We start from the raw sequence: 26,093 nt of genomic DNA, 5'->3' as shown, positions 1-26,093 counted from the left end.
GACCCGCCGGGCTCGGGGTGCACGCCGATGGAAGCCGCCGCAGACCGCGCACCACATCGGCAGACCTGCCGATGGCGCCGACCGGCACCCCGGAGGTGGGCTGGGTGCTCCGACGACCGACACCCGGAGGTGCGCGATGCCGTCCCCACCCCACGCACCGCTGCGGGCCGACCCGCTGACCCGCGGCCTGGGCCTGTTCAGCGCGGCGCTCGGCGTCCCGCAGGTGCTGCGACCGGCCGAGGTCGCCCGGGCCCTCGGCGTCGGTGACGCCCCCCGGCACCGCACGGCCACGGTGGTCGTCGGCGTCCGGGAGCTGGTCGCCGCGGCCGGCCTGCTCGGCCGCCCGCACCCCGCGTGGCTGTGGGCCCGCGTCGGCGGCGACGCGATGGACCTGACGCTGATGGGCCGCGCCCTGCGCCACCACGACGGCCGCGGCCTGCAGCGCACGGTGCTCAGCACGGCGGCCCTGGCCGTCGTGACCGCCGTCGACGTGCACGCCGCCCTCACCCGCTCGAACCGGAAAGAGACCAGGAGACCCATGGAGCTCACGTCGACCACGACCGTCACCCGGCCACCGGAGGAGGTGTACGCGTTCTGGCGCCAGCTCGACCGGCTGCCCACGTTCATGGCACACCTGGACGAGGTGCGCGACACCGGGGGCGGGCGCAGCCGGTGGAAGGCCAGCGCCCCCTTCGGGAAGTCCGTCGAGTGGGACGCCGAGACCACCGCCGACGTCCCCGGGGAGCGGATCGCCTGGCGCTCCCTCGACGGCGCCGACGTGCCGAACAACGGCGAGGTGCTCTTCCTGCCCGCGCCCGGCGGGCGGGGCACGGAGGTGCACGTGGCGCTGAACTACCGCATCCCCGGCGGGGCGGTCGGGAAGGCCGTCGCCCGGTGGTTCGGGGAGGAGCCCTCCCAGCAGCTCGACGACGACCTGCGCCGGTTCAAGCAGGTGATGGAGACCGGTGAGGTGGTCCGCAGCGACGGCGCACCCCGCGGCAAGCAGGCCCGCGAGGAGTTCCCGCAGCACCCCGCCCACCCCCTGACCGACGACGAGCGCGCGGAGGCACTGGCATGAAGGCCAACTGCTGGATCAGCCCGAACACGGTCGAGGTCACCGAGGTGCCCGACCCGTCCATCCTGAACAGCCGCGACGCGATCGTGAGGATCACCTCCACGGCGATCTGCGGCTCGGACCTGCACCTGCTCGACGGCTACGTGCCGACGATGCAGAAGGGCGACATCATGGGCCATGAGTTCATGGGCGAGGTCGTCGAGGTCGGCCCCGGCGTGGACCGGGACAAGCTGCGGGTGGGCGACCGCGTCGTCGTCCCCTTCCCGATCGGCTGCGGGGCGTGCGCCGCGTGCCTGGCGGACCTGTGGTCGTGCTGCGAGAACACCAACCCCAACGCCGGCCTGGCGGAGAAGATGTTCGGCCACCCGACCGCCGGGATCTACGGCTACTCCCACCTCACCGGCGGCTTCGCCGGCGGCCAGGCCGAGTACGCCCGGGTGGTGCTCGCCGACGTCAACCCGCTGAAGATCGAGTCCGACCTCACCGACGAGCAGGTGCTCTTCCTCTCCGACATCCTGCCCACCGGCTTCATGGGTGCCGACATGTGCGACATCCACGACGGCGACGTCGTGGCCGTCTGGGGCGCCGGGCCGGTCGGGCAGTTCGCGATGGACTCCGCCCGCGTGCTCGGTGCGGCGCACGTGATCGCCATCGACGACGTCCCCTACCGGTTGGAGATGGCCGCGTCCCAGGGCTACACGACCATCGACTACTCCGACACCGACGTCCGCTCCCGGCTGCTCGAGCTCACCGGTGGCCGCGGCCCGGACAAGTGCATCGACGCCGTGGGCATGGAGGCCACGCACGGCGCCGCGCATGTGCAGCTCTACGACCGGGCCAAGCAGGCCGTGCGCGCGGAGACCGACCGCCCGCACGCGCTGCGCCAGGCCATCACGTCCTGCCGCAGCGGGGGCATCGTGTCGGTGATCGGGGTGTACGGCGGGTTCATCGACAAGTTCCCGGCCGGGGCGTGGATGAACCGGTCCATCACCCTGCGCACCGGGCAGTGCCACGTGCAGCGGTACATGCGCCCGCTGCTCGAGCGGATCGAGCGCGGCGAGATCGACCCGACCCGGATCATCACCCACCGGTTGCCGCTGTCGGAGGCCCCGCACGGCTACGACGTCTTCAAGCACAAGCAGGACCACTGCGAGAAGGTCGTCCTCACCCCCTGACGTGGCGTCGCGCGGTCGGGCCCGGACTCCCGCGGGGCCGCAACGCCTAGGGTCGACGGGGTGAGCGAGGAGCAGGCGAGCGCGATCGGTCGTCGCCGGGCCGCGGCCCAGGACGGCGACCGCGCGGCGTACCGGGAGCGGCGGCAGGAGATCATCGCGGCGGCGGCCGGCCTGTTCAAGTCGCACGGGTTCCGCGGCACGAGCATCGGGCAGATCGCCGAGGCGCTCGGGACCGACCGCGCGACGCTGTACTACTACGTCGGCAGCAAGGAGGAGCTGTTCGACGAGGTCGTCAGCGATGCCGTCCGGGCCAACGTCGCACGGGCCGAAGCCATCCGGGACGGCGCCGGGGACGCCCCGGACAAGCTGCGCCGACTGGTCACCGAGCTGATGGACTCCTACGCCGCGTCCTATCCCTTCCTGTACGTCTTCATCCAGGAGAACCTGTCGCACGTCGGGCAGAAGCGCGCCGACTGGTCGGCCGAGATGCGCGGGCTCAACCGCGCCTACCAGGACTGCGTGACCGCGATCATCGAGTCGGGCATCGCCGAGGGCACCATCCGGCCGGTCGCCGAGCCGTGGGTGCTCGCCTACGGGCTGATCGGCATGGTCGGGTGGACGAACCGGTGGTTCAACCCCGAGAAGTCCGACGTCGACGCCGCGACCATCGGGCGCGCCTACGCGGACGTGCTGCTGGACGGCCTCACGGCCCGCTGATCGCTCATCGCCCGGTCCGCACCGCGGTCGCTCCGCCCGAGGCCGTCAACGTGTACGTTGACGGCACGGTACAGCCAGGACGCGTCGAGGAGGACCGGGTGGCGGGTGCGACGGGCAGCGTCGGTGTGGTCGGGGCCGGCACGATGGGCGTGGGCATCGCCTACGTCTTCGCGGTGACCGGGGCGCGCACCGTGGTGGTCGAGCCCGACCACGCACGGATGGTCGCGGTGCGCCGCGAGGTGGCCGGCGCAGCCGAGGCCGGAGTGCGCCGCGGCAAGCTCTCCGCCGAGGTCGCCGCCGGCCTGGCCGACCGCCTGGAGCACGCGCCCTCGGCCGAGGAGCTCCCCGAGGGCCTGGACCTGGTCGTCGAGACGGTGCCCGAGGACCTGGCGCTCAAGCACCGGGTGCTGGCCGCCTGCGAGGCGCGCGGACCGGCCGTGCTGGCCAGCAACACCAGCGCCCTGTCCATCGACGCCCTCGCCGAGGGGCTGGCCCGCCCCGAGGCGTTCCTCGGCCTGCACTTCTTCAACCCCGTCTGGTCCATCCCGGTGGTCGAGGTGGTCCGCGGCGCCCGCACGTCGGCGGCGACGCTGGAGACGGCGCTGGCCGCCGTCGCCGGTATCGGCAAGGAGTCCGCGGTGGTCGCCGACGCGCCGGGCTTCGCCACCAGCCGGCTCGACGTGGTGGCCGCCCTGGAGGCCATCCGGATGGTCGAGCAGGGGGTGGGCGAACCGGCCGACATCGACCGGGCGGTCCAGCTGGCCTACCGGCACCCCGTCGGGCCCCTGCGGCTGACCGACATCGTCGGGCTGGACGTGCGGCTGCACATCGCCCGGAACCTCGAGACGGCCCTGGGGCCGCAGTTCGCACCGCCGCAGCTGCTGGTCGACAAGGTCGCTGCAGGAGAGCTTGGCGCCAAGTCCGGCCGCGGCTTCTACGACTGGCCCTGACCCCGTCGGCACCCTTGACGTGGCCCAGGCCACTCCCTACCGTCAACGACGGCGTTGACGGCGTTGCAGAGGAGAGCCTCGTGAACAACACCCCGGTCGGCCTGCCCGGCAAGGGCTCGCGGATCAGCGACACCACCGAGGAGCGTCGCGACCTGCGCGAGGCGGTACGGCAGCTGGTCGGCAGCTACGGCCGCTCCTACTTCCAGGACGTCGTCGCCAAGGGTGAGCACGCCGACGAGCTGTGGTCGGCGATGGGCAAGGCCGGGTTCCTCGGCGTCCACCTGCCCGAGGAGCACGGCGGCGGGGGCGGCGGGCTGGCCGACCTGGCCGTGGTCATCGAGGAGATGGCCAGCCAGGGCTGCCCGATGTTCATGGTCGTGATCAGCCCGGCCATCGCCGGCACCGTGCTCACCGCGCACGGCACGCCCGAGCAGAAGGCCAAGTACCTGCCCGGGATCGCCGACGGCACCTTCCGGATGGCGTTCGCCATCACCGAGCCCGACGCCGGCTCCAACACCCACAAGATCACCACCACCGCCCACAAGGACGGCGACGGCGGGTGGCGGCTGCGCGGGCAGAAGTACTGGACCTCGGGCGTCGACGAGTGCCAGGCCCTGCTCGTGGTGGCCCGCGACGCCGAGCCCGGCCCCGACGGGCGGCACACGCTGTCGCTGTTCATCTGCGACACCGACGCCCCCGGGCTCACCTTCCAGAAGCTGGACTCGGCGCTGATGCTGCCCGAGAAGCAGTTCATGACGTTCTTCGACGACGTCCCGGTCGAGCGCGCCGGGCTGGTCGGCACCGAGGGCGAGGGCCTCAAGCAGGTCTTCGCCGGGCTCAACCCCGAGCGGGTGGCCGCGGCCTGCATGGCCAACGGCATCGCCCGCTACGCGCTGGCCAAGGGGGCGCAGTACGCGAACGAGCGCACCGTCTGGAAGGCCCCGATCGGCGCCCACCAGGGGGTGGCGCACCCGCTGGCGGAGTCCTACATCGCCGTGGAGCTGGCCCGGCTGATGACCATGCGCGCCGCCGAGATGTCCGACGCCGGGCTCGACGCCGCCGAGGCGTCCAACATCGCCAAGTTCGCCGCCGGCGACGCCGCGGTCAAGGCGCTGGACCAGGCCATCCAGGTGCACGGCGGCAACGGCCTGTCCTACGAGTACGGCCTGGCCGACCTGTGGTTCGTCGCGCGCATGTTCAAGACCGCGCCGGTCAGCCGCGAGATGGTCCTCAACCACGTGGCCCAGCACAGCCTGGGCCTGCCCAAGAGCTACTGACCGTGGCCGAGACCCTCGCCCAGCTGGTCCGCGAACTCGCCGCGGACCGACCCGGTGCGCCGGCGGTGACGCTCGGGGACACCACCCGCACCTTCGCCGAGCTGCACGAGCGCAGCTCCCGGGTGGCCCGCGCCCTGCAGACGGCCGGGCTGGGCCCCGGCGACCGGGTCGGCGTGCTGGACAAGAACGCGCCGACCTTCTACGAGGTCGTCTTCGGGGCGGCCATGCTCGGTGCGGTCACCGTCGGCCTCAACTTCCGGCTGGCCGCCCCCGAGGTGGCCGACGTGGTCGCCGACGCGGGTGTCCGGCTCGTGGTCGTCGACCCGGAGTTCGCCCACCTGCTCCCCGAGGGTGTCCCGCAGGTGCACCTCGGCGAGGACTACGAGGCGTGGCTGGGCGAGGACCAGGACCCGGGGTGGGGAGGTGACGCCGACGACGTGGTGCTGCAGCTCTACAGCTCGGGGACGACGGGACGCCCCAAGGGGGCCATGCTCACCTCGGCCAACCTGCTGTGGACGCCCCGGATGGGCCGGGAGTTCTACGGCATGGACGAGCACACGGTCAACCTGGTGCCCTCTCCCCTGTTCCACATCGGCGGGGCGGGCTACTCGCTGACGGCCCTGGGCCAGGGCGGTCACACCGTGCTGGTGCGCGACATGGACCCGGCCGCCGTCCTGGGGTTGATCGAGCAGCACGGGGTCACGCACACGTTCCTGGTGCCGGCGGTCGTGCAGATGCTGGCCGAGAGCGCGGCGCTGCCCGGCACCGACCTGTCGAGCCTGCGGCGCATCGCCTACGGCGCCGCACCGATGGGTGAGACCCAGCTGCTGAAGGCGATCGCGCTCTTCGGGTGCGACTTCATGGGTGTCTACGGCATGACGGAGACCTCGGGCTCGGTCGTCTGCCTGCCACCCGAGGACCATGACCCGGGCGGACCGCGGGCCGGCCTGCTGCGCTCGGTGGGCAAGCCGCTGCCCTGGCTGGAGCTCCGGGTGGTCGACCCGGCCACCGGTGCGGACGCCGACGTCGGCGGGGTCGGGGAGATCTGGGTCCGCTCGGGGCAGAACACCGTCGGCTACTGGGGCCAGCCGCAGCTGACCGCCGAGACCATCACCGAGGACGGCTGGCTGCGCACCGGCGACGCCGCCTACCTCGACGCCGAGGGGTACGTGTTCCTGCACGACCGGATGAAGGACATGGTCGTGTCGGGCGGGGAGAACGTGTACCCCGCCGAGGTGGAGAACGTGCTCTACGCGCACCCGGAGGTGCTGGAGGCCGCCGTGATCGGGGTGCCCTCGCCCCGGTGGGGCGAGACGGTCAAGGCGGTCGTCGTCCGGCGGCCCGGTGCGACGGTCGACGAGCCGGGCCTGATCGCCTTCGCCCGGGACCGGTTGGCCCACTACAAGTGCCCGACCAGCGTCGACTTCACCGACGAGCTGCCGCGCAACGCCTCGGGCAAGGTGCTCAAGAAGGTGCTGCGCGAGCCGTTCTGGTCCGGCTCCGAGAGGCAGGTCCACTGATGCACCCGCTCGCCCGCCTGGCCCAGCGCTTCACCGTCGACTGGCTGGACCGGGCCGATGCGTCCGTTCCCCCGGACATCATGGTGCCCGGCTACCGGGTGCACATCGGCGACGTCGAGCTCGACGGTCTCGAGGCCTACGTGCCGGCCACCGTCGGCCAGCTCGAGCAGTTCCCGGGCCTGCAGCTGACCGTGCACGACCTGGCGTTCACCGAGGACCGGCTGGTGCTGCACTTCACCGAGCACGGGGCGTCGGCCCGGCACGACCTGCGGGCCGCCGCCTGGACCGGTGTCGCGCTGTTCGCCTGGGACGGCGAGCGGCTGACCGAGAACTGGACCCAGGAGGACTACGCGGCCCGCCGGCGTCAGCTGGCCGACGGGGTCCCCGACACCGTGGGGACGCCGATGGCGGCGCCGTGGACGACCCGGCCCGCGCTGCCCGACCCCGCCGCCGAGGACGTCGTCCGCTCCTGGCTGGCCTCGGCCGAGCCCGGCGTCGACGGCGTGACCTGGGACGACGGGCTGACCGCCGCGCTGATCCGCCCCCGCGACGTCGAGGTGGCCGAAATGTTCTCCGCCGGCGACCAGGTGGCGTTCGCGGCGACCCAGGTCGACGGCGGCGAGCGGCTCGGCATCGCGGGCCTGGTGACCGTGACCCAGGGCGCGGTGTCCGGCGGGACGGTGGTCAGCGATCGCCACGGCCTGCTCCGAACCCGCAGGAGCGGATGAATTGGGCGATGTTCTCCGCGGACAAGCAGTCCACAGCACCGTTGACAGATGCGTGGCATGCGGTCAAGGTGTGTGCGACACATCACACCCAGCCGGAGGAGCGTCGCGATGACCGCGACGGCCCGCACCACCCCCACCCTGGAGAACCTGCTGGCCGGCCTGCGGGCCGGTGAGGTCGTCGACGCCACCGCCCTGTACGTGGACGGCCGCTGGACCCCCTCCACCAGCGATGCCCGCATCCAGGTCTTCGACCCGGCCACCGAGCAGGTCATCGCCGAGGTCGCCGACGGCTCGACCGACGACGTCGACGCCGCCGTCGCCGCCGCGAAGGCCGCGCTCCCGGCCTGGTCGGCGCTGTCGGGCGCCGAGCGCGCCGACTACCTGGAGCGGGTCGGGCAGATCGTCGGCGGGCGGCTCGACGAGTTCGCCGAGCTGGCCTCGCGCGACGTGGGCGGCCCGGTCGAGGCCTCCAAGCTCGTGCAGCTGGGCCTGCCGATCTTCAACTTCGGCTTCTACGCCGACCTCGCCCGCAGCTACGACTTCGGTGGGCAGGAGGTGGGCAACTCGCTGGTGGTGAAGGAGCCGATCGGGGTCGTCGGCTGCATCACGCCATGGAACTTCCCGGCCCACCAGGTGGCGCTGAAGGTGGCGGCGGCGTTCGCGGCCGGCTGCACCGTGGTGGTCAAGCCCTCCGAGGTCGCTCCGCTGCTGGTGCACGCCATCGCCGGTGTCATGGACGAGGTCGGCCTGCCCGCCGGGGTGTTCAACCTGGTCAGCGGCGTGGGTCCGGTCGTCGGCGAGGCGCTGGTCGCCCACCCCGACGTCGCGATGGTGTCCTTCACCGGCTCCACGCGGGCCGGGAAGCGGATCGCCGAGGTGGCCGCGGGGTCGGTCAAGCGGGTGGCGCTGGAGCTGGGCGGCAAGTCGGCCAACGTGGTCCTGGACGACGCCGACCTCGAGGAGGCCATCGCCGGCGGTTTCGCCAACTCGGTGGGGCTGAACTGCGGGCAGGCATGCACCGCCCTGACCCGCGTGCTCGTGCCGGCCGACCGGTTGGCGGAGGCCGAGGAGATCGCCGCCCGGATCGCCGGCACCTACTCGATCGGGGCCTGGGACGAGGAAGGCACCGTCATCGGCCCGCTCGTGAGCAAGGTGCAGCACGACAAGGTGCGGGGCTACATCCAGGCCGGCATCGACGAGGGCGCCACGCTGGTCACGGGCGGGTTGGACACCGGTCGCGACACCGGCTGGTTCGTGCAGCCGACGGTGTTCTCCGACGTCCGCAACGACATGACCATCGCCCGGGAGGAGATCTTCGGGCCGGTCGTGGCGATCCTGCCCTACGGCGACGAGGCCGAGGCGGTGTCCATCGCCAACGACACCGTCTACGGCTTGGCCGCGGCCGTGTGGTCCGGTGACCGCGACCGGGCGCTGCGGGTGGCTCGGCAGCTGCAGGCCGGCCAGGTCCAGGTCAACGGCGGGGCGTTCGATACGGCCGCGCCGTTCGGTGGGTACAAGCAGTCGGGCCTGGGCCGGGAGGCCGGCGCCGCGGGCATCGAGGAGTTCCTGGAGACCAAGGCCATCCAGCTGTAGGCGCCCCGCGACCGCGGCCCGGCAGCGTCGCCGGGCCGCGGTCGCGGCGGTCATCCCCGGTCGGCCCGCTCCGCCGCCCGGCCGGCCTGGTAGGCCTCCCAGTACGTGCGGTGGTGGGAGAAGGGCTCGTCGCGGTCCTCCACCGCCGCGCGGACGCCGTCGGCCCGCTGGATGCGCTCGAAGTCGGCCATCGAGGGCCCGGCGATCGCCATCGCGTCGGCGTCGTTGGCCGCCGCGATCGCCGAGGCGATGCCCATGGCGTCCCACCAGCGGTTGGTCGCCTCCTTGTGGCTGTAGAGCATCTCCAGCGGCACGTGGCTGATCCGCTCGGCATACGCCCGGGCCACCGCCATCACCTCGTCGGCCGGCACGGCCTTGTTCACCAGGCCGAGCTGCTCGGCCTCGGTGCCGGTCATCGAGTCGCCGGTGAACAGCCACTCCTTGGTCTTGCGCATGCCCAGGTGCACCGGCCACATGCCGAAGGTGTGGATCTCCCCCATCGTGCGGGCCTCGGGCTGGCCGAAGGTCGCGTCGTCGGCGGCGAACACGACGTCCAGCACACCGGCCAGGTCCAGGCCACCGGCCACGCAGGCCCCGCGCACGACGCCGACCGTGGCCTGCCGGATGCGCCACAGCCGCATCCAGCGCTCGCGGGACTCGTGGAACTCGCGGCGGCTGAAGATCGGGGCGCGACGGTGCGGGCGACTGTCCTCGGGGCGCGAGGGCTCACCGGTGCCCCAGAGGTAGCCCCACTCCGAGAGGTCGTAGCCGGTGCAGAAGTTCTTCCCGTTGCTGGCCACGATCAGCACCCGGGTGTCGTCGTCGGAGTCGAGGTCGTCGAGGACGTCGTCCATCTCGTCGCGCAGCTGGCGGCACAACGCGTTGCCCCGGTCGGGCCGGTTCAGCGTCATCGTGGCGATCCGGCCCTCCTTCTCGTAGGTCAGCATCGAGGGGTTGGTCACCCTGCGGCCCATTGCGGTCTCCCTGCGTCGTCGTCGACCCGTCGTTGGTCAACGTAGTTGTTGACAATGGCTGTGTCCACGACCACAGTCGAGGCATGGCAACCGAGGTCGACGTCGTCGTGGTGGGGGCCGGGTTCGCCGGCCTGCGGGCGCTGCACACCCTGCGCGGACGCGGGTACCGCGTCGCCGTGCTCGAGGCCGGGGACGGCATCGGCGGCGTGTGGCACTGGAACCGGTACCCGGGCGCGCGCTGCGACGTGCGCAGCCACGACTACTCCTACGGCTTCGACCCCGACCTGGAGCAGGAGTGGCGCTGGACCGAGCGCTACGCCACCCAGCCGGAGATCCTGCGCTACATCGACCACGTCGTGGAGCGCTTCGACCTGGCTCGCGACGTCCACCTGCGCACCCGGGTCACCCGGATGGTCTTCGCCGACGACGGCTGGGACGTCGAGACCTCCGCAGGCACCTGGCGGGCCAGGTTCGTCGTCATGGCCACGGGCCAGCTGAGCATCCCCAAGGACCCCGAGCTCCCCGGCCAGGACCGGTACCGCGGCACCGTGCTGCACACCGCCCGCTGGCCGCGCGAGGGCGTCGACCTGACCGGGCAGCGGGTCGGCGTCATCGGCACCGGCTCCTCGGGCACCCAGCTGGTGCCGGTCGTCGCCGAGCAGGCCGCCCACCTGACGGTCTTCCAGCGCACGCCCAACTTCTCCATCCCGGCCACCAACGCACCGGTCGACGACGAGGAGGACGCCGCGGTCAAGGCGGTCTACCGCGAGCGCCGGGAGGCCGCCCGTAACTCCCCGACCGGCCTGAGCTTCCCGGTCGTGCGCCAGTCGGCGCTGGAGGTCACCCCCGAGGAGCGGCGCCGGCACTACGACGAGCAGTGGCCCACCACCGGGTTCGGGTTCCTGCTCAGCTACCGGGACCTGATGCTGGACGAGCGCGCCAACGACACGGTCGCCGACTACGTGCGCGAGCGGATCGCCGCCAAGGTGACCAAGCCCGAGCTGCTGCCGCACCTGCTGCCGCAGGGCTACCCGTTCGGCGCGAAACGGCCACCGGTCGACTCCGGCTACTTCGAGACCTTCAACCGCGACGACGTGGAGCTGGTCGACGTCCGGGACACCCCGGTCACCGGCTTCACCGAGCGGGGCCTGCAGACCGCGGAGCGGGAGATCGAGCTCGACGTCGTCGTCTTCGCCACCGGGTTCGACGCGATGACCGGTGCGCTGCTCAAGCCCGAGATCGTCGGCCGGGACGGGCAGACCCTGCGCGAGGCGTGGGCCGCCGGGCCGCGCACCTACCTGGGCCTGCAGGTCGCCGGGTTCCCGAACATGTTCCTGGTCGCCGGTCCGGGCAGCCCGTCGCTGCTGTCGAACGTGCTGCTGAGCATCGAGCAGCACGTGGACTGGATCGCCGACCTGCTCGACGCGGCGGCGGCCCGAGGCGCCGGTGTCGTGCAGGTGACCCCGGAGGCCGAGAGCGGCTGGGTGGCGCACGTCAACGAACGGGCCGAGGCCACCCTCTACCCGCGGGCGCGCAGCTACTACATGGGCGACGACGTCCCCGGCAAGCCACGGGTGTTCACCCCCTACGTCGGCGGCGTCCGGGGCTACAAGCGCATCCTCGAGCGGGTGGTGGCCGACGACTACGACGGCTTCACCATGACGGCGTCGGCCCGGTGACCGCCCACCCGCTCGCCCCCGCTGCCCGGCGGGCCCTGCTGGAGCAACGGCACCCGGTCTGGGTACCGCGCACGCTGTCCGGAGCGGTCGACCACGCGGCCGGGTCCTTCCCCGAACGTCCCTTGGTCATCACCGACCGGGCGTCCTGGAGCTACGGCGAGACCGTCGACCGCTCCCGCCGGTTGGCTGCCGGCCTGCGTGGGCTGGGGGTGCGCGCCGGGGACCACGTGGCCGTCCTGCTGGCCAACTACGCCGAGTTCCCCGTGGTCACGTACGCGCTCAGCCGGCTGGGCGCCACTGCGGTGCCGGTGAACTTCCTGGTCCGGACGGCGGAGCTGGGGTTCATCCTGCGCCGCTCGCACGCGGTCGCCCTCGTGGTGATGGACGCGTTCCGCGGCACCGACCACCTGGCGGTGCTCGACGAGCTGGCGCCGGGGTGGGAGACCGCCGGCGGGGGCGAGGCCCTGCCCGAGCTGCGCTCGGTGGTGGTCGTGGAGACCGGGCAGGCCCCGGCCCGCCCGGGGACGACGACGCTGGCCGCGCTCGCCGACCTCGACCCGCTGGTCGACGAGCCCGTCGGCGACCCGCACGCGCCCGCCGTGCTGCTGTTCACCTCGGGCACCACCGGCGAGCCGAAGGGTGTGCCGCTGACCCACGACATGCTGCTGCGGGCGGCGTACTCCAGCGTGCTCGGCCGGGCCTTCGCCGACGGGCACCGGATCACGTTCTCGCTGCCGATGTACCACGTCTACGGCTTCGTCGAGGGCCTGCTCACCGTGCCGTTCGTCGGCGGGGCGATCGTGCCGCAGCTGGTCTTCGACCCGGCCGCCACGGTGGTCGCGATCCAGGCGCACCGCTGCACCGACGCGCTGCTGATCCCCACCATGACCCTGGGGGTGCTGGCCGAGCTGCGGGCCCACGAGCACGACCTCTCCTCGCTCACCCACCTGTTCTCCTCGGGAGGGGTGTCCCCCGCCGGCATCTGGGACGCGATCGACGACGTGTTCGGTGCGGTCTGCGGCGGGGTCGAGGTGGTCACCGGCTACGGGCAGAGCGAGACCACGGCCTCGACCACCTGCACCCGCCCGGAGGACGACCCGGACCGGCGCCGCACGACGAACGGCCGGGTCCGGGACGCCGGCATCGCCGGTGACCCCGACCTCGACCGCCAGCTGGTGGTCTACCGGACCGCCGACCCCGTCACCGGTGCGGCGCTCGAGCCCGGCGCCGTGGGCGAACTGCTGGCCCGCGGGCCGGGCGTCATCGACGGATACTTCGAGAACCCTGCCGCCGACGCCACCACCTTCACCGCCGACGGCTGGCTGCGCACCGGTGACCTGGGCTCGGTCGACGCCGACGGCTGGCTGCGGCTGGCCGGCCGGGTGAAGGACTGCTACCGCTGCGGCGGCGAGCAGGTCGTGCCCGGGGACGTCGAGGTGGTGCTGGCCGCGCACCCGTCGATCGCGCAGGCCCACGTCGTCCCGTTGCCCGACGAGCGGATGGGCGAGGTCGGGGTGGCCTGGGTCGTGCTCGCCCCCGGCGCAGAGCTGGATGCCGCGCAGGTGCTGGCCTGGGCGGCCCCGCAGCTGGCCCGGTTCAAGGTGCCCCGGCACGTGCTGGCCATCGACCCGGCCCAGATCCCGCTGACGCCGTCCGGTCGGCCCCGCAAGTTCCTGCTCGCCGAGCGCGCCCGGCAGACCCTGCTCCCGTCGTGACGGCGTTCCCGCAGGCCACCCCCGCCGCGCGGGAGCGGTGGACGGCCGCCGGCGCCTGGGACGGCACCCTGCTCGACGCCTGGGTGGACGCCGCCGACCCCGCCCGGCTGGCCGTGGTCGACGCCGATGTCCGGCTCACCTACGCCGAGCTGGCCGACCGGGTGGTCCGCTGCACGGCGGGTCTGCGCCGGCTCGGCGTGGGCCCCGGCGACGTGGTGGCCCAGCAGCTGCCCAACTGGTGGGAGGCGCTGGTCGTGCACCTGGCCACCATCCGGCTGGGTGCGGTGAGCAACCCGCTCATGCCGATCCTGCGCGATGCGGAGATGACGTTCGCGCTGCGCTCGGGCGGTGCGCGGGTCCTCGTCGTCCCCGGGGTGTTCCGTGGACACGACCACACGGCCCTCGCCGAGCGGCTGCGGCCGGTCTGCCCAGCTCTCGAGCACGTCGTCGTGGCTCGCGGTGGCGACTTCGACGACCTGCTCTCCACCGCCGACGGCGGGCACGCGGAACCCGGGCGCAGCAGCGGGGACCCGGTGTGCCTCCTCTACACCTCGGGCACGGAGAGCGACCCCAAGGGCGCGGTGCACAGCCACGACACGCTCGGCCACGAGGACCGCAGCATGGTGACCCACCTGCAGCTCACCGCCTCCGACGTCGTGCTGTCGGCCTCTCCGGTCGCGCACGTCACCGGGGTGCTCTACGGCTTCCACCTGGCCTCGCTGCTGGGCACCGCCGTCGTGTTCTGCGACGTCTGGTCGCCCGAGCGCGGCTGGTCGCTGATCACGGCGGAGGGGTGCACGGTCACCGTCGCGGCGACCCCGTTCCTGCACGGGCTCACCCACTCGCCCGCCCGGCCGGCCACCTCGACGCTGCGGGTGTTCGGCTGCGGGGGCGCCGACGTCCCGCCCGAGCTGGTCCGCGAGGCCACCCGGGAGCTGGACTGCACCGTGGTCCGGGTCTACGGGTCGACCGAGATCCCGACCGTCACCGCCGGCCACGCCGACGACCCGGCCGACCTGCGCGCCGACACCGACGGCCGGGTGGTCGGTCTCGGGGAGCTGCGGGTCGTCGACGACGAGGAGCGCGAGGTGCCGCCGGGCACGGTGGGTCACCTGCGGGCCCGGGCACCGGAGATGTTCCTGGGCTACCACGGGCTGGACCGGGACGTGGTGGATGCCGAGGGCTGGTTCGCCACCGGCGACCTGGGCCGGGTCGACGACGCCGGGTTCCTGACCGTCACCGGCCGCAGCAAGGACCTCATCCTGCGCGGCGGGGAGAACATCAGCGCGAAGGAGGTCGAGGACCACCTCTACCGGCACCCGGACGTCGCCGACGTCGCCGTGGTGGCGGTGCCCGACCCGGTGCTGACCGAACGTGGCTGCGCGGTCGTCGTCCCCCGGCCCGGTGCCACCGTGACCCTGGAGTCGCTGACGGCGTTCCTGGACGGGCTCGGGATCGCGAAGCAGAAGTACCCGGAGTCGTTGGTGCTGGTCGGGGACCTGCCGCGCACGCCGACCGGCAAGGTGCAGAAGAACGTGCTGCGGCAGCAGGTGCGGCTGCGCCCCGACGTGCAGGCCCTGGTCGAGAAGTTCGCCACCGCCGGGGTGCAGACATACGACCGGGTGGGGGTGGCCGCGGCCCGCGACCAGGTGCGCGGCGCCATCCGCCTGCAACGGCCCGCCCCGGACGTGGCCGGCACCTACGACGTCGACCTCGGCTTCCCGGCCCGGGTCTACCCGGGGACCACCGGCACCGTGCTGGTCTACCTGCACGGCGGCGGGTTCGTCCTCGGTGACCTCGAGGTCGTGGACCGCCCCTGCCGGGCGCTGGCCGCCGCCTCGGGTGCGACCGTGGTCTCGGTCGCCTACCGGCTCGCCCCGGAGTCGCCGTTCCCGGGCCCCGTGCACGACTGCCTGGCCGCCGTCCGGTGGGCGCGGGACCTCGGGGACCGGCTGGTGCTGCTCGGGGACTCCGCCGGTGGGGCCCTGGCCGCAGCCGTCTCCACGCTGCTCCGGGACGACGGGGGAACGCTGCCGGCCGCGCAGCTGCTCGTCTACCCGACGCTCGCACCGCCCACGGACACCCCGTCGATGCTCGCGCGGGCGGACGGACCGTTCATGACCCGCCGCGAGCTCGACTGGTTCTGGGACCTCTACCTGGCCGGCGCCGAGCCGGGCCCGCTGTCCGCACCGCTGCTGGCCGACGACCTGGCCGGCCTGCCGCCGACCACGGTCGTGGTCGCCGAGCTCGACCCGCTGCGCGACGAGGGCAGGGCCTACGCGGCGCGGCTGCGCGAGGCCGGGGTACCGGTCGAGCTGGTCGAGTACCCGGGCGCCGTCCACGGTTTCTGGTGGCTGTCCAGGGCCCTGGGCCAGGCCGACGAGCTCACCGCCGACCTGGCCCGCCGGGTGCAGCGCTAGAGCAGCTCGAGGATGGTGGCGTTGGCCTGGCCGCCGCCCTCGCACATCGACTGCAGGCCGTAGCGGATCCCGTTGTCGCGCATGTGGTGGACCATCGTGGTCATGATGCGGGCGCCGGAGCCGCCCAGCGGGTGACCCAGCGCGATGGCCCCGCCCACCGGGTTGAGCAGCTTCTCGTCACCGCCGATCTCGGCCTGCCAGGCCAGCGGCACGGGGGCGAAGGCCTCGTTGATCTCGAAGACGCCGATCTCGTCCAGCCGCAGGCCGGAGCGGTCGAGCACCTTCTTGGTGGCCGGGATGGGCGCGGTGAGCATCTTGACCGGGTCGTCGCCGGCCAGGGCGACGCTGTGCACGCGGGCGATCGGGGTCAGGCCGAGGGCCGCGGCCTTCTCGCTGGTCATCATCAGCAGGGCGGCCGAGCCGTCGGAGATCTGACTGGCGTTCCCGGCCGACACCACACCGTCGGCCTTGAACGGGGTCTTCAGCCCGGCCAGGCCCTCCACGGTGCCACCCCGCCGCACGCCCTCGTCGACGGCGACCCGGCCGTCGGGGGTGTCGACCGGGGCGAGCTGGGCTTCGAAGCGGCCTTCGTCCTGGGCAGCGGCGGCGCGCTCGTGCGAACGCAGCGCGAACTCGTCGAGCTGGGTGCGCGACAGGCCCCAGTGCTCGGCGATCAGCTCGGCGCCCACGCCCTGGTTGGGGGCCACGCCGTCGTAGCGGTCCAGGTAGTCCTGGTCCAGCGGGCTCTGACCGGCGACGGAGGAGCCCATGGGCACCCGGCTCATCGACTCCACGCCGCCGGCGACGACGACGTCGTAGTGCCCGGCCACCAGGCCCGCGGCGGCGAAGTGCACGGCCTGCTGGGATGAGCCGCACTGCCGGTCGACGGTGGTGCCGGGGACGCTCTCGGGCCAGCCGGCCGACAGCACCGCGTTGCGGGCGACGTCGTAGGTCTGCTCACCGATCTGGGAGACGCACCCCCACACCACGTCGTCGACCAGCGCGGGGTCGACCCCGGCACGGGCCACCAGCTCGCGCAGCACGTGCGCGGACAGGGTGACGGGGTGGACACCGGACAGGCCACCGTTGCGCTTGCCGACGGGGGTGCGCACGGCTTCGACGATCACTGCGTCGCGCATCTGGCGACTCCTCTCACTGGGCGCCGGCAGCGGTGCCGGCCGGGGTAACAGCCCTGACCGGGACGGTCGGGGACATCTGCACGGAATCAGGCGATGCAGGTCAGCGGGTGACCGCCGTTGTAGGTCACCATGTCGGCCAGTGCCGCCCGGACGTCGATCTGGCAGCCGCGCTCGCCACCGGACAGCTCGGCGTGCGCGCGGTGCAGGTTGCCGACGATGCGCTCCGCGTCGGACCACCCGGCGTACGGCCCCAGGTCGGTGCTGCGCGCAGCTTCCAGGGGTGACACCCCGGCGGCGTGCGAGTCGCGCGCGACCCCGTCCAGCCAGCGCAGGTAGCCCAGCACGTCGTCGACCAGCTCCGGGCCGGACACCGGGCCGTGGCCGGGCACGACGGTCTCCGCGCCGAGGGGGGTGACGACCTCCTCGAGGACCTCGATCGCCCCGGCCAGCGAACCCATCACCAGGAACGGGGTGCCGCCGGCGAAGAGCAGGTCGCCGGCGAACAGCGTGCGCTGCTCGGGCAGCCAGACCACGGAGTCGTTCGTGGTGTGCGCCGGCGTGCCGACGTGGGTGACCTCGCAGCGCCGGTCGTCGACCCACAGCGTGACGCCCTCGGTGTAGGTGAGGAACGGCGGCTCCAGGACGACCCGCCCGATGTCGAACGGCGTCCAGAACGGCTGCTCGCCGGGGATCCCGGCGGCCAGCACGCCGTCGCGGGTGGCCTCGTGACCGACCACGGTGGCACCGTCGAACAGCCAGTTGCCGTGGGTGTGGTCGCCGTGGTGGTGGATGTTGACCAGGGTGCGCACCGGCTGGTCGGTGACCGTGGCGACCGTGTCCCGGAACGCCCGGGTGCGCTTCTCGGTGGAGCAGGTGTCGACCACCGCGGCCCCCCGCGCGCCGACCAGCAGACCGGTGTTGTTGACCCACCAGGTGCCGTCGGGCTGGACGTAGGCGAACACCCCGTCGGCGACCTCGGTCAGGACCGGGGGCGGCAGGACCGGGTCAGCTGCGGTGGAGCTCACCGCCCCATCGTGCCTCCGCTGTCAACCCTGCTGTTGACAGCAGGGCCGGGCGCTCCGGCCGATGGACCTCCGGAGACGACGAAGGCCGCCCTCCGGGAGGAGGACGGCCTGGTCGATCGGGTGGAGCTGAGGGGACTCGAACCCCTGACCCCCACACTGCCAGTGTGGTGCGCTACCAGCTGCGCCACAGCCCCTTGCGACCCGGTCTGGTGTGTCCGAGCCGTCGACAACCATACAGTCCCCGGGAGGGCCCTCCGCAGGGGGGTGCCGGTCACCGGCGTGTCGGCCGGCACCCCCGCCGCGGGGTCACCCGAAGGCGCGGTCCAGGGCCAGGTTGAGGTCCAGGACGTCGACGCCCGGCGCCCCGATGAACCCGAGGTCCCGGCCGTGCGTGGCCTGCGCGACCAGCGCCGACACCTCGTCGGCGGACACCCCCCGCGCGGCGGCGACCCGGTCGACCTGGATGGCGGCGTAGGCCGGCGAGATGTCCGGGTCCAGGCCGGACGCCGACGTCGTCACCGCGTCGTCGGGCACCTGCGACTCCGGCACCCCGTTGAACGACGCCACCTCGGCCCGCCGGGAGCCCACGGCCTCGGCGAGCTCGGGCGAGGAGGGCCCCAGGTTCGACCCGCCCGACGCCGCGCCGTCCCAGTCCCCAGCCGACGGCCGGGACTGGAAGTACTGCGGCAGCGGGTCGCCGGAGGAGTCCACGAACCCCTGGCCGAGCAGCGACGAGCCGACCACCGTGCCGTCGGCCGAGGACACGAGGGACCCGTCGGCCCGGCCGGGGACGGCGACCTGGGCCAACCCGGTCAGCAGCAGCGGGTAGGCCAGGCCCAGCACCACCGTGGCCAGCAGCAGGGCACGGACCGAGGCGAGCAGTTGACGAGTCATCACGAGATCCCGGGGATGAGCGACACGAGCAGGTCGATGGCCTTGATCCCGATGAACGGCAGCACCACGCCGCCGACGCCGTAGACCAGGAGGTTGCGGGACAGCAGGGCCGAGGCCGTCCCGGGGCGGTACCGCACGCCCTTCAGCGCCAGCGGCACCAGCGCCACGATGATCAGCGCGTTGAAGATGACCGCGGAGAGGATTGCGGACTCCGGCGAGTGCAGCCGCATCACGTTGAGCGCGTCCAGACCCGGGAAGACCGGGGCGAACATCGCCGGCAGGATCGCGAAGTACTTGGCCAGGTCGTTGGCGATGGAGAACGTGGTCAGCGAGCCGCGGGTGATGAGCAGCTGCTTGCCGATGGCCACGATCTCGATCAGCTTCGTGGGGTCGGAGTCGAGGTCGACCATGTTGCCGGCCTCCTTCGCCGCCGACGTCCCGGTGTTCATCGCGACGCCGACGTCGGCCTGGGCGAGCGCCGGGGCGTCGTTCGTGCCGTCCCCGGTCATCGCGACCAGCCGGCCGCCCTCCTGCTCCTTCGCGATCAGCGCGAGCTTGTCCTCCGGCGTCGCCTCGGCCAGGACGTCGTCCACCCCGGCCTCGGCGGCGATGGCCCGGGCGGTCGCCTCGTTGTCGCCGGTGATCATCACGGTGCGGATGCCCATCCGGCGCAGCTCGTCGAAGCGATCGCGCATCCCCGGCTTGACGACGTCCTTCAGCTCGATGACCCCGAGCACCCGGGCGCCGTCCGGCCCCTTCTCCGCCAGCAGCAGCGGCGTCCCGCCGGCCTCGGAGATGTCCGCGACCCGCGACCCCGTCTCCGGGGCCACCGCACCGGACAGCCCGCGCACCCACGCCTGCACGGCGCCGGCGGCGCCCTTGCGCAGCTGCCGGCCGCCGGGCAGGTCGACCCCGCTCATCCGGGTCTGCGCGGTGAACTCCACGAACGCGGCACCCGCGGGGCGGTCGACCGCTCCCCCGCCGAGGACGACGACCGACCGGCCCTCCGGCGTCTCGTCGGCCAGCGACGCGAGGACGGCGGCCTGCGACACCTCCTCGGCCGAGGCGCCCCCGACCGGCACGAAGCGGGCGGCCTGCCGGTTGCCCAGCGTGATGGTGCCGGTCTTGTCCAGCAGCAGGGTGCCGACGTCGCCGGCGGCCTCGACGGCCCGGCCGCTCATGGCCAGCACGTTGCGCTGCACCAACCGGTCCATGCCGGCGATGCCGATCGCGCTCAGCAGCGCGCCGATGGTGGTGGGGATCAGGCAGACCACCAGCGCGATGAGCACGGTGGTCGACTGGCCCGCACCCGACCACGCGGCGACGGGTGCCAGGGTGACGACGGCCAGCAGGAACACGATGGTCAGCGAGGACAGCAGGATGTCCAGCGCCACCTCGTTCGGCGTCTTCTGCCGCGAGGCGCCCTCGACCAGCGCGATCATCCGGTCGACGAAGGTCTCGCCCGGCTTGCTGGTGATGACCACGACGATGCGGTCCGACAGCACCGTCGTCCCGCCGGTGACGGCGCACCGGTCGCCGCCGGACTCCCGGATGACCGGTGCCGACTCACCGGTGATGGCCGACTCGTCGACGCTGGCGATGCCCTCGACGACGTCGCCGTCCCCGGGGATCACCTGCCCGGCGACCACGACGACCCGGTCACCGGGCCGCAGGTCGGCGGCCGGCACCTCGCGGCCGTCCTCCCGCACCGCGACGGCGGTGGTCTTGGCCTTGCGCAGCGAGGCGGCCTGCGCCTTGCCGCGGCCCTCGGCGACGGCCTCGGCGACGTTGGCGAACAGCACGGTCAGCCACAGCCAGACCGCGATCGACCAGCCGAAGACCGACGGGTGCAGCACGGCCAGCACGGTGGAGAACACCGAGCCGACCCAGACGGTGAACACGACGGGCTGGCGCACCAGCCCGCGCGGGTCGAGCTTGCGGACCGCGCCGGCGAACGCCGGCGCCCACGCGATGGTGGGCTTCGCGGTCTCCGGGGCGGGTGCCCGGTCGAGCACGGGGGTGGTCATGACAGCCCTTCGGCGAGAGGCCCGAGTGCGAGCACCGGGAAGTAGGTGAGCCCGACGACCACGAGGACGACGGCGGTGAGCAGCCCGGCGAACAGCGGGCGGTGGGTGGGCAGGGTGCCGGAGGTGACCGGGACCTTCCCCTGCGCGGCGAGCTTCCCGGCCAGCGCGACGACCAGCACGATCGGCACGAACCGGCCGAGCACCATCGCCAGGCCCAGCGCGGTGTTGTAGAAGGGCGTGTTCGCGCTCAGGCCGGCGAACGCCGAGCCGTTGTTGTTGCCGGCGGAGGTGAACGCGTAGAGCACCTCGGAGAGCCCGTGCGGGCCGCTGTTGAGCATCCCGGCCTGCCCGGCCGGCACGGCGATCGCCACCGCTGTGCCGATCAGCACGATCGCCGGCGTGGTCAGGATGTAGAGGCTGGCCAGGGTCATCTCCCGACGGCCGAGCTTCTTGCCCAGGTACTCCGGCGTCCGGCCGACCATGAGGCCGGCGACGAAGACCGCGACGACGGCGAGCACGAGCATCCCGTACAGGCCCGAGCCGACCCCGCCCGGCGCGACCTCGCCGAGCATCATGTTGAACAGCGTCACCATGCCGCCCAGCGGGGTGAGCGAGTCGTGCTGGGTGTTGATCGCCCCGGTCGAGGTGAGCGTGGTCGAGGCGGCGAACAGCGAGGACAGCGGCCCCCCGAAGCGGACCTCCTGGCCCTCCGGCAGCGCGCCGGCCTGGAAGCTGCTGATCAGCGCCAGGGAGATCCCGGCCAGCAGGCCCATCACCCCGAGGATCGCCAGGCCCTGCTTGCGGTCCCCGACCATCCGCCCGAAGGTGCGCGGCAGCGAGAACGGGATGACCAGCATGAGGAAGACCTGGAACAGCGACACCCACGCGGTCGGCCCCTCGAAGGGGTGCGCGGAGTTGGCGTTGTAGAACCCGCCGCCGTTGGTGCCCAGCTCCTTGATGGCCTCCTGCGAGGCGACCGGCCCGCCGGGGATGAACTGCGACCCGCCGGCCAGGGTGGTGACGTCGCCGCCTGACCGCAGGTTCTGCACGACCCCGCCGAGCACCAGGACCACGGTGGCCAGGACGGCGAGGGGCAGCAGCAGCCGGACGACGGAGCGGGTGATGTCGACCCACGCGTTGCCCAGCCGGTCGGTGCCGCGGCGGACGAACCCGCGCACCAGGGCCACCAGGACGGCCAGGCCCACGGCGGCGGAGACGAAGTTCTGCACCGCGAGCCCGGCCATCTGGACCAGGTGGCCCATCGTCGACTCGCCCGCGTAGCCCTGCCAGTTCGTGTTGGTCACGAAGCTGACCGCCGTGTTCCAGGCACTGGAGGGCTCGACCGACGCCATGCCGTTGTCCAGCGGGAGCAGTGCTTGCAGTCGCTGCAACGAGTAGAGCAGCAGCACGCCGACCAGCGAGAACGCCAGGATGCTGCGCAGGTAGGTGGGCCAGCGCTGCTCGGCGTCGGCGTCCACCCCCACCAGCCGGTAGGTCAGCCTCTCCACGCGCCAGTGCTCCCCCGACGTGTACACCCGGGCCATCCAGTCGCCCAGCGGCCTGTGCACCAGGCCCAGGGCGAGGACCAGGACGGCGACCTGCAGCCAGCCCGTCATCAGAACCGGTCCGGGAACAGCAGGGACGCCAGCAGGTAGCCGGTCAGCCCGACCGCCACCGCCAGACCGATCCAGGTCTCGATCACAGCCGCTCCACCCCGCGCACGGCCAGGGCCAGCAGCCCGAAGACCGCCAGCGTGAGGAGCACGTAGACCACGTCGGTCACCGTTGTCGCCTTTCTCGTCCGCGGGACCGGCACGGCACCGGTCACCTGCGGACGGCGACGCTAGGAGCGGCGGGACCGGCCGCACCCGGCCTTGACGGGTCCTTGACGCCGCACTGCGCCGCCCTTGACGCCGTCCTGATGCCCGGTGACCGCCGCCACCGGACACCGGCCGGCCGGCGCGGCGGTCCTCACCCCGGCGGGCGATCCTGACGGGTCCTTGACGCCCGGCTGGACCGCCCCGTGGCCGGGCGGGGTGATCATGGGGGCATGGGCCGGGGCACGTTGCGCGTCTACCTGGGCGCCGCACCCGGCGTCGGGAAGACCTACGCCGCGCTGGGCGAGGCACGCCGCCGCGCCGAGCGCGGCGCCGACGTCGTCGTCGGCGTGGTCGAGACCCACGGCCGGGACCGGACCGCCGCCCAGCTGGAGGGCCTGGAGGTCCTCCCCCGCGCCGTGGTCACCCACCGCGGCGTGGCGCTGCCGGAGCTGGACGTCGACGGCGTGCTGGCCCGCCACCCCGAGGTGGTGGTGGTCGACGAGCTCGCCCACTCCAACGCCCCCGGGTCGCGCAACGAGTACCGCTGGCAGGACGTCGAGGAGTTCGTCGCCGCCGGCATCTGCGTGGTCACCACCGTCAACGTGCAGCACCTGGCCAGCCTCACCGACGTCGTCGCCCAGATCACCGGGGTCACCCAGGGCGAGACCGTGCCCGACGAGGTGGTCCGCCGGGCCGACCAGGTCGAGCTGGTCGACATGTCCCCCGAGGCGCTGCGCCGGCGGCTGGCCCACGGCAACGTCTACCCGCCCGAGCGGGTGGACGCGGCGATGGGCAACTGGTTCCGGGTCGGCAACCTGACCGCGCTGCGCGAGCTGGCCCTGCTGTGGCTGGCCGACCGGGTCGACGAGGGCCTGCGGCGCTACCGCGCCGAGCACGACATCGACCACGTCTGGGAGACCCGCGAGCGCGTCGTCGTGGCGCTGACCGGCGGGCCCGAGGGCGAGACGCTCATCCGGCGCGCGTCCCGGGTGGCGCGGCGGCAGGGCGACGGCGACCTGCTGGCCGTGCACGTGCTGCGCTCGGACGGGCTGACCGGCGCCTCCCCCGCCGCGCTGCGCGCGCAGCGGGCGCTGGTGGAGTCCCTCGGCGGCAGCTACCACCAGGTGGTCTCCGACGACGTCGCCGCGGCGCTGCTGGAGTTCGCCCGCGGTGCCGACGCCACCCAGCTCGTGGTGGGCACGTCCCGCCGCACCATCTGGGCCCGGGCGTTCCGCGGCGGCGTGGGCGGGGCGGTCATCGCCGGGTCCGGCGAGATCGACGTGCACATCGTCACCCACTCCGCCGCCGGCTCCCGAGGCCTGCGGCTGCCCCCGCTCACCGGTGCGCTCACCGCGCGCCGCCGGTGGGCCGGGCTGGCCCTGGCCGTGCTCGGGATCCCGACGGTCACGCTCGGGTGCCTGGCCGCGGGCTCGGCGCTGTCGCTGGCCAGCGTGCTGCTGGTCTTCCTGCTGCTGGTCGTCGCCGTCGCGCTGGTCGGCGGGCTCTGGCCGGCGCTGCTGGCCGCCGTCGTCGGGGCGCTGGTCGAGAACTGGTTCTTCACCCAGCCCACCGGCCGGCTCACCGTCGCCCGGCTCGACGACCTCGTCGCCCTCGTGGGCTACCTGGTGGTGGCGGTCGCGGTGGCCACCGTGGTCGACCGCTCGGCCCAGCGGGCCACCACCGCGGCCCGGTCGCGCGCCGAGACCGCGCTGCTGGCGTCGCTGTCGCGGTCGGTGCTGGCCGGCGGCGGGGGCATGCAGGCGATGCTGGAGAAGGTCCGGGAGGCCTTCGGGCTGCAGTCGGTTGCCCTGGTGGAGTCCGGGACCGTCGTCGGCTCCTGCGGGGAACCCACCGGGGACGTCGACACGGTCGCGGTCACCGACACCCTGCAGCTGCAGCTCACCGGCCGCGGCCTGGCACCCGGCGAGCGGCGGGTGCTGGTCGCCTTCGCCGAGCAGGCCGCCGTCGCGCTCAAGCAGGGCCGGCTGGCCGCGGCGGCCGCCGAGGCCGACCGGCTGGCCGCCGGCAACAGCATGCGGACGGCGCTGCTGGCCGCGGTCAGCCACGACCTGCGCACGCCGCTGGCCGGCATCAAGGCCGCCTCCTCCGCGCTGCGCTCCACCCAGCTCGCGCTCACCGACGCCGACCGCGCCGAGCTGGTCGAGACCGTCGACGAGTCCGCCGACCGGCTGGCCGGGCTGGTGGACAACCTGCTGGACATGAGCCGGCTCCAGGCCGGCGCCGTCACCCCGGTGACCGCGCCGGCCGACCTGGTGGGCGTGGTGCACCGGGCGCTGACCTGGCTGGAGGACCCGACCCGGGTCACCGTGACCGCCCCCGACGACCTGCCGCCGGTGCTGGCCGACCCCGGCCTGCTGGAGCGGGTGGTGGCCAACCTGGTCGACAACGCCGCCAAGCACGCCCCGGCCGGGCCGCTGGCGGTCACCGCCGGCTGCCTGCCCGACCGGGTGGAGCTGCGGGTCGTCGACCGCGGACCGGGGGTGCCGGCCGCGGACCGGGAGCGGGTGTTCGCACCCTTCCAGCGGCTGGGCGACGCGCCGTCCGGGCACGGCGTCGGGCTCGGCCTGGCGGTGGCCCGCGGGCTGACCGAGGCGATGGGCGGCACGCTGGACGCCGAGGACACCCCCGGCGGCGGGCTGACGATGGTGCTGTCGTTGCAGGTCGCGGCATGAGCCGGGTGCTGGTCGTGGACGACGACGTGCAGCTCCTGCGGGCGCTGCGGATCACCCTGCGCGCCGCCGGCCACGAGGTGGTCACCGCGCCCGACGGCGCCGCGGCGCTGCGCGAGGCCGCGGCGGCCCACCCCGACGTCGTCGTCCTGGACCTGGGCCTGCCCGACCTGGACGGCACCGAGGTGCTCGCCGGGCTGCGGCCCTGGTTCACCGGGCCGGTGCTGGTGCTCTCGGCCCGCTCGGACAGCCGCGACAAGGTCGACGCCCTCGACGCCGGCGCCGACGACTACGTGACCAAGCCCTTCGACATGGACGAGCTGCTGGCCCGGCTGCGGTCGCTGCTGCGCCGGCGCTCCGACGCCCCGGCCGAGCCGGTGGTGGTCACCGACCACTTCACCGTCGACCTGGCCGCCCGGCAGGTGACCGTGGACGGCGTCCCCGTGCGGTTGACCCCGACCGAGTGGGCGCTGCTGAGCGAGCTGGTGCGCGCGCCGGGCCGGCTGGTGGGCCAGAAGCAGCTGCTGCAGTCGGTGTGGGGCCCGGCCTACGAGCGGGAGACCAACTACCTGCGGGTCTACACCGCCCAGCTGCGCCGCAAGCTCGAGCCCGACCCCGCGCACCCGCGGTACCTGCACACCGAGCCCGGGATGGGCTACCGCTTCACGCCCTGAGG

Annotated in this window: 21 protein-coding genes and 1 tRNA gene; 13 read left to right on the top strand and 9 right to left on the bottom strand. The window is 73.6% G+C overall.

The features are described from left to right. Positions 1-136: 136 nt before the first annotated feature. From BLT39_RS19395 to BLT39_RS19360, 8 genes are all read left to right on the top strand, one after another. Entirely contained in the window at positions 137-1,078 is a 942-nt protein-coding gene (locus BLT39_RS19395) for an SRPBCC family protein (RefSeq protein WP_091067900.1), read from the top strand. Next, the gene (locus BLT39_RS19390; RefSeq protein ID WP_091067897.1) at positions 1,075-2,250 is read left to right on the top strand and encodes a zinc-dependent alcohol dehydrogenase; all 1,176 of its coding nucleotides are present in this window, start codon (positions 1,075-1,077) and stop codon (positions 2,248-2,250) included. Before BLT39_RS19395 ends, BLT39_RS19390 begins: the two co-directional genes overlap by 4 nt. A 60-nt stretch (positions 2,251-2,310) precedes the next feature. Further along, positions 2,311-2,967 carry a TetR/AcrR family transcriptional regulator gene (locus tag BLT39_RS19385; protein ID WP_091067892.1) on the top strand — a complete coding sequence of 219 codons (657 nt, stop codon included), beginning with the start codon at positions 2,311-2,313 and terminating at the stop codon, positions 2,965-2,967. Positions 2,968-3,065: 98 nt separating this feature from the next. Beyond that, a complete protein-coding gene (locus BLT39_RS19380) occupies positions 3,066-3,917 on the top strand; it encodes a 3-hydroxyacyl-CoA dehydrogenase family protein (protein ID WP_242658556.1) in 852 nt (283 codons plus the stop codon). An 80-nt stretch (positions 3,918-3,997) separates the two neighbouring features. Beyond that, positions 3,998-5,194, top strand: coding sequence for an acyl-CoA dehydrogenase family protein (locus tag BLT39_RS19375; RefSeq protein ID WP_242658555.1), 1,197 nt, complete (start codon positions 3,998-4,000; stop codon positions 5,192-5,194). Positions 5,195-5,196: 2 nt separating this feature from the next. Continuing rightward, positions 5,197-6,714 carry a long-chain-fatty-acid--CoA ligase gene (locus BLT39_RS19370; RefSeq protein ID WP_091067890.1) on the top strand — a complete coding sequence of 506 codons (1,518 nt, stop codon included), beginning with the start codon at positions 5,197-5,199 and terminating at the stop codon, positions 6,712-6,714. Beyond that, positions 6,714-7,442, top strand: coding sequence for an ester cyclase (locus BLT39_RS19365; RefSeq protein WP_091067887.1), 729 nt, complete (start codon positions 6,714-6,716; stop codon positions 7,440-7,442). The genes BLT39_RS19370 and BLT39_RS19365 overlap by 1 nt, the downstream gene beginning before the upstream one ends. A 108-nt stretch (positions 7,443-7,550) precedes the next feature. After that, on the top strand, positions 7,551-9,035 hold the full coding sequence (locus BLT39_RS19360; protein WP_091067883.1) for an aldehyde dehydrogenase family protein: 1,485 nt from the start codon (positions 7,551-7,553) through the stop codon (positions 9,033-9,035). Positions 9,036-9,085: 50 nt separating this feature from the next. On the opposite strand, the gene BLT39_RS19355 is transcribed toward BLT39_RS19360, so the two are convergent. Continuing rightward, the gene (locus BLT39_RS19355) at positions 9,086-10,009 is read right to left on the bottom strand and encodes an enoyl-CoA hydratase-related protein (protein WP_091067880.1); all 924 of its coding nucleotides are present in this window, start codon (positions 10,007-10,009) and stop codon (positions 9,086-9,088) included. A gap of 83 nt (positions 10,010-10,092) precedes the next feature. Between BLT39_RS19355 and BLT39_RS19350 the strand changes: the two genes are divergently transcribed. The 3 genes from BLT39_RS19350 to BLT39_RS19340 are packed head-to-tail and all read left to right on the top strand — an operon-like array spanning position 10,093 to position 15,823. Beyond that, entirely contained in the window at positions 10,093-11,688 is a 1,596-nt protein-coding gene (locus BLT39_RS19350) for a flavin-containing monooxygenase (RefSeq protein ID WP_091067877.1), read from the top strand. After that, entirely contained in the window at positions 11,685-13,403 is a 1,719-nt protein-coding gene (locus tag BLT39_RS19345; protein WP_091067874.1) for a class I adenylate-forming enzyme family protein, read from the top strand. Before BLT39_RS19350 ends, BLT39_RS19345 begins: the two co-directional genes overlap by 4 nt. Then, on the top strand, positions 13,400-15,823 hold the full coding sequence (locus BLT39_RS19340; protein ID WP_091067870.1) for an AMP-binding protein: 2,424 nt from the start codon (positions 13,400-13,402) through the stop codon (positions 15,821-15,823). Before BLT39_RS19345 ends, BLT39_RS19340 begins: the two co-directional genes overlap by 4 nt. On the opposite strand, the gene BLT39_RS19335 is transcribed toward BLT39_RS19340, so the two are convergent. The 8 genes from BLT39_RS19335 to BLT39_RS23410 all read right to left on the bottom strand — a co-directional run bounded on the left by BLT39_RS19335 (position 15,820) and on the right by BLT39_RS23410 (position 22,735). After that, positions 15,820-16,962, bottom strand: a complete 1,143-nt coding sequence (locus BLT39_RS19335) for a thiolase family protein (protein WP_091067866.1) — start codon at positions 16,960-16,962, stop codon at positions 15,820-15,822. The genes BLT39_RS19340 and BLT39_RS19335 overlap by 4 nt on opposite strands. 86 nt (positions 16,963-17,048) lie before the next feature. Beyond that, entirely contained in the window at positions 17,049-17,987 is a 939-nt protein-coding gene (locus BLT39_RS19330) for an MBL fold metallo-hydrolase (RefSeq protein ID WP_091067863.1), read from the bottom strand. 121 nt (positions 17,988-18,108) lie between these two features. After that, positions 18,109-18,181, bottom strand: a tRNA-Ala gene (locus BLT39_RS19325). A gap of 112 nt (positions 18,182-18,293) precedes the next feature. Next, positions 18,294-18,881 carry a potassium-transporting ATPase subunit KdpC gene (gene kdpC / locus BLT39_RS19320; protein WP_091067859.1) on the bottom strand — a complete coding sequence of 196 codons (588 nt, stop codon included), beginning with the start codon at positions 18,879-18,881 and terminating at the stop codon, positions 18,294-18,296. Further along, positions 18,881-20,908: a potassium-transporting ATPase subunit KdpB gene (kdpB, locus tag BLT39_RS19315; RefSeq protein ID WP_091067857.1), complete on the bottom strand. Its 2,028-nt coding sequence runs from the start codon at positions 20,906-20,908 to the stop codon at positions 18,881-18,883. The genes kdpC and kdpB overlap by 1 nt, the downstream gene beginning before the upstream one ends. After that, positions 20,905-22,524: a potassium-transporting ATPase subunit KdpA gene (kdpA, locus tag BLT39_RS19310; RefSeq protein ID WP_091067853.1), complete on the bottom strand. Its 1,620-nt coding sequence runs from the start codon at positions 22,522-22,524 to the stop codon at positions 20,905-20,907. Before kdpA ends, kdpB begins: the two co-directional genes overlap by 4 nt. Further along, positions 22,524-22,610 (bottom strand): K(+)-transporting ATPase subunit F, encoded by an 87-nt coding sequence (kdpF, locus tag BLT39_RS23540; protein ID WP_091563909.1) that lies wholly within the window; start codon positions 22,608-22,610, stop codon positions 22,524-22,526. The genes kdpA and kdpF overlap by 1 nt, the downstream gene beginning before the upstream one ends. Next, the gene (locus BLT39_RS23410) at positions 22,607-22,735 is read right to left on the bottom strand and encodes a hypothetical protein (RefSeq protein ID WP_278247017.1); all 129 of its coding nucleotides are present in this window, start codon (positions 22,733-22,735) and stop codon (positions 22,607-22,609) included. Before BLT39_RS23410 ends, kdpF begins: the two co-directional genes overlap by 4 nt. 222 nt (positions 22,736-22,957) lie before the next feature. Between BLT39_RS23410 and BLT39_RS19300 the strand changes: the two genes are divergently transcribed. Both BLT39_RS19300 and BLT39_RS19295 read left to right on the top strand, forming a co-directional pair. Then, the gene (locus BLT39_RS19300; RefSeq protein WP_091067850.1) at positions 22,958-25,420 is read left to right on the top strand and encodes an ATP-binding protein; all 2,463 of its coding nucleotides are present in this window, start codon (positions 22,958-22,960) and stop codon (positions 25,418-25,420) included. After that, entirely contained in the window at positions 25,417-26,091 is a 675-nt protein-coding gene (locus BLT39_RS19295) for a response regulator (RefSeq protein ID WP_091067846.1), read from the top strand. Before BLT39_RS19300 ends, BLT39_RS19295 begins: the two co-directional genes overlap by 4 nt. Positions 26,092-26,093 lie beyond the last annotated feature (2 nt).

This window comes from Klenkia brasiliensis (genome assembly GCF_900100695.1).
In the GTDB taxonomy this organism is placed as follows: Bacteria; Actinomycetota; Actinomycetes; order Mycobacteriales; family Geodermatophilaceae; genus Klenkia; species Klenkia brasiliensis.
This window is presented reverse-complemented; position numbering and strand designations above follow the sequence as displayed.